Annotated in this window: 12 protein-coding genes; 2 read left to right on the forward strand and 10 right to left on the reverse strand. The window is 69.6% G+C overall.

What is annotated here, in order from left to right; genetic code table 11:
• The 3 genes from HOQ08_RS04825 to HOQ08_RS04835 all read right to left on the reverse strand — a co-directional run.
• Window positions 1-509 (reverse strand): SCP2 sterol-binding domain-containing protein (locus tag HOQ08_RS04825; protein WP_291192209.1); only part of this gene is annotated, 509 nt, incomplete at its 3' end.
• A gap of 41 nt (window positions 510-550) precedes the next feature.
• A complete protein-coding gene (locus HOQ08_RS04830) occupies window positions 551-1,027 on the reverse strand; it encodes a tRNA (cytidine(34)-2'-O)-methyltransferase (protein WP_291192211.1) in 477 nt (158 codons plus the stop codon).
• A gap of 52 nt (window positions 1,028-1,079) precedes the next feature.
• Entirely contained in the window at window positions 1,080-1,286 is a 207-nt protein-coding gene (locus tag HOQ08_RS04835) for a hypothetical protein (RefSeq protein WP_291192213.1), read from the reverse strand.
• 246 nt (window positions 1,287-1,532) lie between these two features.
• On the opposite strand from HOQ08_RS04835, the gene HOQ08_RS04840 reads away from it, so the two are divergent.
• Window positions 1,533-4,394, forward strand: coding sequence for a pitrilysin family protein (locus HOQ08_RS04840; RefSeq protein ID WP_291192215.1), 2,862 nt, complete (start codon window positions 1,533-1,535; stop codon window positions 4,392-4,394).
• Window positions 4,395-4,546: 152 nt separating this feature from the next.
• Window positions 4,547-4,951: a DUF4156 domain-containing protein gene (locus HOQ08_RS04845; RefSeq protein ID WP_291192217.1), complete on the forward strand. Its 405-nt coding sequence runs from the start codon at window positions 4,547-4,549 to the stop codon at window positions 4,949-4,951.
• Between the two features lie 161 nt (window positions 4,952-5,112).
• On the opposite strand, the gene HOQ08_RS04850 is transcribed toward HOQ08_RS04845, so the two are convergent.
• The 7 genes from HOQ08_RS04850 to HOQ08_RS04880 form a co-directional block, all read right to left on the reverse strand.
• Complete coding sequence (locus HOQ08_RS04850; protein ID WP_291192219.1) at window positions 5,113-6,117, reverse strand: sensor domain-containing diguanylate cyclase; 1,005 nt, start codon at window positions 6,115-6,117, stop codon at window positions 5,113-5,115.
• Between the two features lie 76 nt (window positions 6,118-6,193).
• The gene (locus HOQ08_RS04855; protein WP_291192221.1) at window positions 6,194-6,529 is read right to left on the reverse strand and encodes a cytochrome C oxidase subunit IV family protein; all 336 of its coding nucleotides are present in this window, start codon (window positions 6,527-6,529) and stop codon (window positions 6,194-6,196) included.
• Complete coding sequence (locus HOQ08_RS04860; RefSeq protein WP_291192223.1) at window positions 6,526-7,173, reverse strand: cytochrome c oxidase subunit 3 family protein; 648 nt, start codon at window positions 7,171-7,173, stop codon at window positions 6,526-6,528. Before HOQ08_RS04860 ends, HOQ08_RS04855 begins: the two co-directional genes overlap by 4 nt.
• Entirely contained in the window at window positions 7,173-8,771 is a 1,599-nt protein-coding gene (gene ctaD / locus HOQ08_RS04865; RefSeq protein ID WP_291192225.1) for a cytochrome c oxidase subunit I, read from the reverse strand. The genes HOQ08_RS04860 and ctaD overlap by 1 nt, the downstream gene beginning before the upstream one ends.
• Window positions 8,758-9,693, reverse strand: a complete 936-nt coding sequence (coxB, locus tag HOQ08_RS04870; protein WP_291192227.1) for a cytochrome c oxidase subunit II — start codon at window positions 9,691-9,693, stop codon at window positions 8,758-8,760. Before coxB ends, ctaD begins: the two co-directional genes overlap by 14 nt.
• Window positions 9,690-10,496, reverse strand: a complete 807-nt coding sequence (locus tag HOQ08_RS04875; protein ID WP_291192229.1) for an SCO family protein — start codon at window positions 10,494-10,496, stop codon at window positions 9,690-9,692. Before HOQ08_RS04875 ends, coxB begins: the two co-directional genes overlap by 4 nt.
• 121 nt (window positions 10,497-10,617) lie before the next feature.
• Window positions 10,618-10,839, reverse strand: a 222-nt coding sequence (locus HOQ08_RS04880; RefSeq protein ID WP_291192231.1) for a hypothetical protein, incomplete at its 5' end; no start/stop codon positions are given.

Below are 10,839 nucleotides of genomic sequence, written 5' to 3' on the forward strand. Positions count from 1 at the left end.
AGCCAGTCGGCGCCGTCCTCGGTGAGATGCGCGGCGCTTTCGCGCGCGTGCCGCAACCCACTGGCGATCGCCTGCGCCAGCGGTACGCCGAGCACGTCGCCGAAGCTGCGCGCGAAGGCTTCCTCGAAATCCGGCGCGAAGGCGCTGGCGAGCTTTTCCAGGCGGCGCGCCAGGTCGGCGTCGCCGGCGATCTCCACCCTGCCAGGCGACACGCCTTCGTCGCCCCGGCGCAGCGCCATCGCCAGCAGGCTGGCCGGGCTCGCCGCCACGCGCAACTGGCTGGCGTCCTGCGGCGGGCCGACCTTCAGGCGGGCGCCTTCCACGCTCACGCCGAGCACCAGCTCCGGCCCGCGCAGGTGCAGCTGGATGCTGCGACCGTCGAGCGCGGCCAGCTTCTGCCGGGTGTCGGGGTCCAGCGACAGCGTATGGTTCAACGCGGTTTCCAGCGCGCGGCCGGCGAGCTTGCGCAGCGGCTGCGGCAGCCAGGCGTTCGGGGTGGCGGCATTCATCCGCCGATTGTAGCGGGCTGCACGGATGCCATCGGCCTGCCTCAGCTGCCGATGGGTGCGGCGCCTTCGAAGCCCAGCTGCCGCCAGGCCTCGTACACCGCCACGGCGACGGTGTTGGAGAGATTCAGGCTGCGGCTGTCCGGCCGCATCGGCAGGCGCAGGCGTTGCGCAGGGGGAATCCCCTCCAGCAGTTCGGCAGGAAGACCGGCCGTTTCGCAACCGAACAGCAGCGTGTCGCCCGGCGCGTAGCGTACGTCGACGTGCGCGACACGGCCCCTGGTGGAGAAGGCGAACACGCGCGGCTGGCCCAATGCGGCGAGGCAGGCGGCCAGGTCGTCGTGCACGGCGACGCGGGCGTACTCGTGGTAGTCCAGGCCGGCGCGGCGCAGGCGTGCGTCGTCCAGTTCGAAGCCGAGCGGCCGGATCAGGTGCAGCGCCGCGCCGGTGTTGGCGCACAGGCGGATGGCGTTGCCGGTGTTGGGCGGAATCTCGGGCCGGTACAGGATGACGTGCAGCATCGGCCCATTATCCCGATCCGGCGCGGTCCGCGTAGCGGTCGGCCCGCGATCCTCAACCGGCCAGCCGCGGGCACACCACGCCGTCGGGCGGCAGCATGCACGCGGCCGGCGCCGCCAGCAGCGCGCCGATGCGGGCGCCGGTACCGGTGCCGGCCAGCTGCACCGGGCCCGGGGTGAACAGCATCGCTCCCATGATCCATCCGCACGCCAGCAGGCAGGCGACGAACAGGCTGCGCAGCAACAGGGTTTCGAATTTCATGGCTGTATTCCTTCGAACAGGGTGGGGATCCGTCATGGGTACATTGGCAAGCGCCGTGCCAGTGATGCAGTGGCGGGAAAACCCTTGATGCTGTGACGTTTGTCAGCCCGACACGGCGGTACGACGGTTGTCCGCGGACACTGCCGGTCCGCTGGCGGACACACCGCCCGGACAGTCGGCGCGCTTGTCGTGGCCGCGTTCCGCCCGATAGCCTCCGGATACATCCGCGAGACAGGAGGTTGCACCGTGGCACACCGTTTTCCCGCCGGGACCGCCCTGGCGCTGCTCGTCGCCGGCCTGCTGGCCGCGCCTGGCCTGCTTCCGACGGCGCAAGCCGCCGATGCCCCGGCCCCGCAAGCGCAGGCGATCCCGCACCTGGCCTACCAGCGCTTCACCCTGCCCAACGGGCTGACCGTGGTGGTGCACGAGGACCACAAGGCGCCGGTGGTGGCGGTGAGCGTGTGGTACCACGTCGGTTCCTCCTACGAGCCCAAGGGCAAGACCGGTTTCGCGCACCTGTTCGAGCACCTGATGTTCCAGGGCTCGGAGAACCACAAGGACGAGTTCTTCAAGCCGTTCGAGCTGGCCGGTGCCACCGACCAGAACGGCACCACCTGGCTGGACCGCACCAACTACTTCGAAACGGTGCCCACCACGGCCTTGGACATGACGCTGTGGATGGAGTCCGACCGCATGGGCCACCTGCTCGGCGCGATCGGCCAGAAGCAGCTGGACGAGCAGCGCGGCGTGGTGCAGAACGAGAAGCGCCAGGACGAGAACCAGCCCTACGGCCGCGTCAGCGAGCTGATCCAGGCCGAAGCCTTTCCGGCCAACCATCCCTACCACCACGACACGATCGGCTCGATGGCCGACTTGAACGCCGCCTCGCTGGCGGACGTCAAGCAGTGGTTCCGCGACTACTATGGCGCGGCCAACACGGTCGTGGTGCTCGCCGGCGACATCACGCTGGCGCAGGCCAAGGAGAAGATGCTCAAGTACTTCGGCGACATCGGCGCCGGTCCTGCGGTGCCGCGGCCGCAGGTGTGGGTCACGCCGCGCGAGGCGTCCACCCGCGGCACGATGACCGACAACGTGGCGCAGACGCGCATCTACCGCGAGTGGAACGTGCCCCCGCGCACCGACCTCGCGCTCAATCAGCTGCAGCTGGCCGCGGCGGTGCTGGGCGGCGGCAAGACCTCGCGCCTGTACCAGCGCCTGGTCTATCGGGACAAGCTCGCCGACGACGTTTCGGTCGACATCGAGCAGCACGCCCTGGCCAGCCTGTTCGAGCTGCAGGTGGACGTGAAGAAGGGTGCCGACCCGGCCAGGGTCGAGGCCGCGGTGGCCGACGAGTGGGCGAAGTTCCTCAAGGACGGCCCCACCGCGGACGAGCTCGAGCGCGTCAGGACCACCATTCGCGGCGTCTTCGTGCGTGGGCTGGAGCGGGTCAACTCGCAGGCCTCCATTCTCGCCGAGGGTCAGCTCTACCAGGGCGACCCGGGCGCCTACCTGAAGGACTTCGATACGCTGATGGCGGCCACCCCGGCCAGCGTCAAGGCCGCGGCCAACCAATGGATCGCCCGCGGCGACTACACACTCATCGTCACGCCGGGCAAGGTCGAGGAAACCGACTTCGCCACCGCCGCCGGCCGGCCGGCATTGGAAGGCCGGCCCGCGCCGAAGCTCGCGGCCAAGGGCGACTACCGCACCGTGAAGAGCCCGGTCGACCGCAGCAAGGGCCTGCCCGCGGTGACGAGCTTCCCCAGCCTGACCTTCCCCACCCTGCAGCACGGCAGACTCGCCAACGGCATCGCGGTGACCCTCGCCGAGCGCCACGAGGTGCCGGCGGTGCAGGTACAGCTGCTGTTCGACGCCGGCTATGCCGCCGACCAGGGCCGCAGGCTGGGCACCTCCAGCTTCACCATGGCGATGCTCGATGAAGGTACGAAGGACCTGGACTCGGTCGAGATCGCCAAGCGCGAACAACGCCTGGGCGCCATGATCGGCAGCGGCTGCGGGCTGGACTTCTGCAACGTCTCGCTCAACGCCCTCGACGACAAGCTCGATCCTTCGCTCACCCTGTTCGCCGACATCGTGCGCAACCCGGCCTTCCGCCCCGACGACGTGGCGCGCCTGCGCGGCCAGTGGCTGGCGCGCATCGCGCAGGAGAAGAGCCAGCCGGTCGGCATCGCCTTGCGAACGCTGCCGCCGCTGCTCTACGGCGACGGCCACGCCTACGCGATCCCGTTCACCGGTTCGGGCACGGTCGCATCGATCACCGCGCTCGACGCCAACGACATGCGCCGCTTCATGGGCGACTTCATCCGGCCGGACAACGTGAGGATCCTGGTCGCCGGCGACACCACGCTGGACAGGATCGTGCCGCAGCTGGACCGGGTGTTCGGCGACTGGAAGCCCGGCGTCGGCAAGGTGCCGGCCAAGAACCTCGCCACGGTGGCGGCGCCGGCATCGCCGCGCGTCTACCTGATCGACCGTCCCGGCGCGCAGCAGAGCCTGATCCTGGCCGGCAGCCTGGCGCCGTCGACCAAGGTGGCCAACAACCTGGACATCGAGACCATGAACGGCGCCTTCGGCGGCGCCTTCACCTCGCGCCTCAACATGAACCTGCGCGAGGACAAGCACTGGGCCTACGGCGCCTACAGCTTCCTGCCCGATGCGCTGGGCCAGCGTCCTTTCCTGATGTACTCCCCGGTGCAGACCGACAAGACCGCGGCCGCGGCCGCCGAGATGCTGGCCGAGGCCCGCGGCGTGGTCGGCAAGCAGCCGCTCGCGCCGCAGGAAATCGCCAAGATCAAGCAGGGCGACGTGCGCAGCCTGCCGGGCGAATACCAGACCACCTCGGCGGTGATGGGCGCGCTGCAGGACATTGCCCTGTACGACCGTCCCGACGACTGGGTGCAGACCGAGAAGGCGCGCATCGACGCGCTGAAGGATCCGCAGGTGCAGGCCGCTGCCGCCGAGGTGATCCAACCCGACCACCTGACCTGGGTGATCGTGGGTGACCTCACCAAGATCGAGGCCCCCGTGCGCGCACTGAACCTGGGCAAGGTGCAGGTGCTCGATGCGGACGGCAAGCCGGTCAAATAGGGACGGCCGGCCCGTTCCTTCCCGGCCGCCCCGCCAGGGGCGGCCGGATGGAGGGCCTTCGGCGATGCGCCCGGCGACACGCACGCGGCGCATACCCGCGTCCCCACGCTCCACGGTACGATGCAGCGTCCTGCTTTTCTCCGGAGCCACCCATGCGCAAGACCCTGCTGCTGCTCGTTCCCGTTCTGCTGCTCGGCGCCTGCACCTGGGGCATCACCCTGGACGAGGCCGGCAAGCAGGTGCGCACCGCCTGGAGCGGCGATGTCTCGCAATGCCGCGATCTGGGCAAGGTCACCGTCTCGGTGATGGACCACGTCGGTCCGGTCGACCGCAACGACATCAAGGTGCGCGACGAACTCGAAGTGATGGCCCGCAACGAGGCGGCCAAGATGCATGCCGACACCATCAAGCCGCTGGGCGAGCCGGCCGACGGTTCGCAGGCCTGGGGCGCCTACCAGTGCGGCAGCGTCCGCCCGGGCTCGGCCGCTGCGCCCACCAACCCGTCGGGGCCGGCCTCTTCGGGCGGCGCGCAGACCTTTCCGATCCACGGCGGCTGACGCTCCCCGCCGGCCGGTCCGCCGGCCGGCGGCTATCCGGTGAAGCCGGGCGATGCGCCGCGTGCTGGCGCAAATGCCGCCAGGCCGGCGCAAGCGGACACGGCGATGGATGGCCGACGCTGCCGGGATTACGGCGCCTTGGCGTGGCTCCCTCGATGGCGTCAGGAGGCGTCGCGGTGCCGCCCGCGCTTGGCGTCGAGCATCAGCAGGTCGGCCTCGCGGTAGGCCTCGCCCAGGTCGCGGTCGGGGCCGCGCCAGCTGTAGCCCAGGGTGGCGGCGACGCCGGCCTCGCGCAGGGCCTGCTCGATGCGGGCCGCCTGGCGCGCCAGTTCGGTGGGGCCGACGCCGAGGATCAGCACCACGAACTCGTCGCCGCCGAGGCGCGCCACCACGTCCGTGGCGCGCACGGTGCGGGAGAGCTCGTGCGCGGTGCGCTGGATCAAGGCGTCGCCGGCTACGTGACCCTGGCTGTCGTTGGTCTGCTTGAGGTGGTCCAGGTCGACCACCACGATGCCGGCGGTGGTGTGCTCGTCGCGGCAGCGCTGTTCTTCCAGCGCAAGCAGTTCACGCCAGCCGCGGCGGTTGAAGATGCCGGTCATCGGGTCGGTCGTCGCCTCCAGTTCGGCGCGCTCGGCGCGACGCTGGGTTTCCTTCAGGTTGACGTCGTGGCACCACAGCGTGGCGAGCATCTGCGCACACAGCTGCACGATCGGCAGCCAGCGCCCCACGTCGACCGCCACCGGCTGCGGATCGATCGCGCAGAGCGTGCCGACCGCGCCATGGTCGAGCTGCACCGGCACGCCGAGGTAGGCGCCGATGCCGCGGCGGGCGGCCGGCGCGGCGGCGTACGGCTCGTGCGCGCGCAGGTCGGGCACCACCCGCGGGCCGCCGTCCAGCATGAGCGAGTTGATCGAGTCCTCCCACTGGAACGCGTCGCCGCTGCGCACGCCGTAGCAGTCGTCCGAGGCGGCCAATACCAGCCAGTCCTTGCCGTCGCCCCGGCTGAAGAACCAGGCGTCCACGCCGGTGCGCTCGCGCAGCATGGCAAGGCAGGCCTGGGCCGCCTCGCGGAAGCCGCCGAACGGCGGCAGCGGCGAAGGCGATCGGGTTTCGGACGGCGAACTCATGGCTGGATCGGGCTGGCGCAGGAAGATGGCAGGCTTCACGATGCCCGCCGCGATGGTGCCAGCACGACCATGAATCCCCCGCACAGGTGAAGCAGGTTCCGTGCCAGCACTCCCGCTACCACGGCGCCAGCAGCGGCTGACGGGTCAGCACGTCGGCCAGCGACAGCGCGATCAGCACGGCCAGCCAGGCGAAACCCGTGCTGGCGACGATGCGCAGCAGCGCGTTGTCGGTTTTCAGGCGCATGAAGACGGTCAGCACCAGCAGCGCCTTGACCGCGGCGATCCCCAGGTTCGCCACCTCGTTGAACGGCCCGAGCCTGAGCAACGCGCTGCCGGCGCTCAGGACCAGCAGCAGCAGCAACGCGGCCAGCGTCCACAGGTTGCCGGCAAGCGAGGGCGGCCGCGGGCCGCTGCGGTGCGTGCGCTGCGGGCGGGCGGGACGCGCGTTCATCCGGACCGCCCCACCAAGTAGATCAGCGGGTAGACGAAGATCCACACGATGTCGACCAGGTGCCAGTACAGCGCGGTCAGTTCCAGCGGCGTGTGGTAGTCCTGGTCGAAGGCGCGGTGCCAGGTGCGCCACGCCATCACGCCGAGCAGCAGCACGCCGACGGTCACGTGCAGGCTGTGGAAGAGGGTGATGAAGTAGTACAGGCAGTAGAAGATCTCCATGCCGCGCGCGTACACGCCCTGCTGCGTGTAGCGGATCGCCGGGATCAACCCTTCGCGGTATTCGGCGTAGTACTCGAAGCCGTGCATCACCAGGAAGGCGATGCCCAGCGCCGCGGTGAGCGCGAGCATCGCGGTGGCGGCGCGCCGCCCGCCCAGCTGCACCTCGCGCACCGACAGCGCCACCGCGCAGCTGCTGGTCAGCAGCACGGCGGTCTCGATCGTGCCCAGCAGCATGTCGGTGTGCCGGCTGCCTTCGGCGAAGGCCTCGGGGAACATCACGCGGCACAGCGTGTAGCCGGCGAACAGCACGCCGAAGAACAGGACCTCGGTGGCCAGGAACGCCCACATGCCCAGCGTCGCCGCCTCGCGCTGCTGCACGGGGTCGTCGAACTGCTCGGGCACGGGGTGCGTTCGGGCGCTCATCAGCGGTAGGCGTAGGGGCCTTCGGTCACGGTCGGGGTCTGCTCGAAGTTGTGCGGCGGCGGCGGCGAGGCGGTCTGCCACTCCAGCCCCCTCGCGTCCCACGGGTTGGGGCCGGCACGCGCGCCGTGGCGCAGCGACCAGGCCAGGTAAAAGAGCGGCAGCAGGTAGGCCGCGCCCAGGATGGTCGCGCCCGCCGAGGACAGCACGTTCCACACCTGGAACTGCGGCAGATACTCGTGATAGCGCCGCGGCATGCCCTCGTAGCCCAGGATGTACTGCGGGAAGAAGGTGAGGTTGAAGCCGAAGAACATCAGGATCGCGGCGAAGCGCGCCCACGCCTCCGAATACATCCGCCCGGTGATCTTGGGCCACCAGAAATGGATGCCGCCCAGGTAGGCCATCACCGCGCCGCCGACCATGATGTAGTGGAAGTGCGCCACCACGAAGTAGGTATCGGTGAGGTTCACGTCCAGCGCGGTGGCGGCCAGGAACAGGCCGGTGAGTCCGCCCAGCATGAACAGCCCGACGAAGCCCAGCGCGTAGAGCATCGGCGCGTCGAAGCCGATGTCGCCTCTGTACAGCGTGGCGGTCCAGTTGAAGACCTTGATCGCCGAGGGCACGGCAATGATGAAGGAGAGGATCGAGAACACGATGCTCGCGTACATCGACTGCCCCGCCACGAACATGTGGTGGCCCCACACCAGGAAACCGACCACGGCGATGCCGATGATCGCGTAGACCATGAAGCGGTAGCCGAAGATGCGCCGCCGCGCGCCGGCGGTGATCAGCTCGCTGACCACGCCCATCGCCGGCAGGATCATGATGTAGACCGCCGGGTGCGAGTAGAACCAGAAGAAGTGCTGGAACAGCACCGGATCGCCGCCCAGCGCCGGGTCGAAGATGCCCACGCCGAACAGCCGCTCCAGGGCGATCAGCGACAGCGTCATGGCCAGTACCGGCGTGGCCAGGACCATCACCAGCGCCACCGCGTACATCGACCACACGAACAGCGGCAGGCGGAACCAGGTCATGCCCGGCGCACGCAGCGTATGGATGGTGACGATGAAGTTGAGCCCGGTGAAGATCGAGGAGAAGCCGACGATGAACACGCCGACCACGGCCAGCAGCACGTGCGAGGTGGAGAACAGGGTCGAGAACGGCGTGTAGAAGGTCCAGCCGGTATCCACGCCGCCCAGCAGCAGGCAGAGCAGGGTAAAGACGCCGCCGCCCACGTACAGGTACCAGCTGAACAGGTTCAGCCGCGGGAACGCCACGTCGCGCGCGCCGATCATCAGCGGCAGCAGGAAGTTGCCCAGCGTGGCGGGGATCGAGGGGATCAGAAAGAACCACACCATCACCACGCCGTGGAAGGTGAACGCCTTGTTGTAGGTCTCCGCGCTCATCAGATCACCGGCCGGCGTGACCAGCTCCAGCCGCACCAGCGCCGCGGCCAGGCCGCCGAGGAAGAAGAAGAAGGTGATGCCCAGGGCGTAGAGGATCGCGATGCGCTTGTGGTCGTGCGTGGTCAGCCAGGAGCGCAGGCCGTAGCCTTCCTCCAGGTAGCTCCGCGGCGGCGGCACGCGCTCAACGGTGCTCATCGGTGTCCTCCGCTGCATGGGTGCGGGTCTTCAGGTAGGCCACCAGCGCCAGCACGTCCTCCGCGCCGATGCGGCCCTGGAAGCTGGGCATGATCGGCGCGTAGCCGGCGGCGATCTGCTTCTTCGGCAACAGGATCGAGTCCTGCAGGTAGCGCTCGTCGGCGAGCACCTGCGAGCCGTCCGACAGCGGTACGGTATGGCCATAGAGGTCGTACAGGTCCGGCGCGTGCACGCCCGACTGCGGGTCGTGGCAGCCGCTGCAGCCGAACTGGCGGAACAGTCTCTCGCCCTGCGCCGCCAGGCCGATGCCGGCATGCGCTTGCAGCCAGCGCGCATAGTCCGCCGGTGCCATGACGATCACCTCGCCGTGCATGCGCGAGTGGTCGGTGCCGCAGAACTCCGCGCAGAACAGGTTGAAGGTGCCCGCCTGCGTGGCGGTGAACCAGAGCTCCGTGTAGCGGTCCGGCAGCACGTCCTGCTTTACGCGGAAGGCCGGCACGTAGAAGCTGTGGATCACGTCCTGCGAGGTCATCACCAGGCGGATCGGCCGGCCCACCGGCACGTGCAGCGTGTCGATCTCGCGCGCGCCGTCGGGATGCTGCACCTTCCACATCCACTGCTTGGCGACCACGTAGATCGGCTGGGCGTCCTTCGGCGGCGTGCGCAGCCTGATCCACAGGTGCACGCTCCAGCCGAAGATGCCCATGAACAGCACGAACGGCAGCAACGTCCAGGTCAGCTCCACGCCCAGGTGCGCGCGCGCGGGCATGCGTTCGGCGGCACTGCCGCGGCGGTACCTCACGCAGAAGAAGATCATCGCCGCGAACACGCCGACCACCACCAGGCCGCACAGCAGCAGCAGCGCGTCGAACAGATGGTCGACGTCGGGCGCGAAGGACGAGGCCTGCGGCAAGGTGTTCATGCGCGCGCCCTCGCCCTCAGCCGGGCGAGCCAGGACGCCAGCGCCAGCACGAAGGCGACGCCCAGCACCTGCATGGCGCGCCCGATCGCCAGGCTGTAGCGGCCGGTGGCCGGGTCGTAGCCGCAGCACAGCAGCACCAGGCGGTCGATCAGCGAACCGAGCCGGCCTTGCGAAGCACTCACCAGGGCCAGCCGCAGCGAGGCCGGCGGCCAGGACACGCCGAAGAAGTACTGCGCGACTTTTCCATCCGGCGTGATCGCCACCAGCCCGGCGGCGTGCGCGTACTGATGCAGGCGTGCGTCGTAGAAGTAGCGGAAGCCGATCGCGCGGGCGAGCGCGGCGATGGCTGGCGGCTCGCCGGTGAGGAAGTGCCACTGCGCCACGTGCGCGGAAGGCTGCATGCGCGCCAGCATTACCTGCGTGCGATGCGCATCCCGCGCTGTCTCCGCGGGATCGATGCCGACGAAGGCCACCGCGAAGTCGCGGCCGGGTTCGAGATCCAGCTGCGCCAGGCTGTGCGCCATGCCCTGCAGCACCACATCGCACAGGTTGGGGCAGCGGTAGTAACCCATCGCCAGCAGCAGCGGCTTGCCGCGGGCGAGCGTGCGCAGGTCGACGGGCGTGCCGTCGGCGTCGTGGAAGTGCGCGTCCATCGGAACGTGTGCACCCAGCTGCTGGTCGAAGCCGGCGCGCTGGGTGAGGTCGGGCGGGGGGGGTGGAGCGTGGTTGGCCAGCGCAGCCAGCGGGAGGCAAAGCGCGATCAACAATGCCAACCGGGACACGGTGGCTGCGAGAAGGCGCAAAGGCCTCTCCCTCACCCAACCCTCTCCTCCGAGCCGTGCTCGGGGGAGAGGGCTAAAGCGGGCGGGCGAGCGGCGGTTCATGGCCGCCGCTCCGTTTTCGCCGATGGCCTGCGCTCCGCGCTCACCGGTCGCCTCGCCGCTTCGGCTCCCTCTTCTCCGGCTTCGCCGGGGAGAGGGTTGGGGAGAGGGGGAGGCCTTTGCCCGCAGCCACCAGTTCCATTGCCCGCCCGATCGGAATCCGTGCCACCGTGTGCGCCTTGTCCATCCACTGGTAGCTGTCCAGGCGCGCGCGCTGGGCCGCGCGCTCCGCGGCGATGTCCGCCGCCGGATCAGGCTGCAACCG

The organism is Frateuria sp. (genome assembly GCF_013362045.1).
Classification (GTDB): Bacteria; Pseudomonadota; Gammaproteobacteria; order Xanthomonadales; family Rhodanobacteraceae; genus Frateuria_A.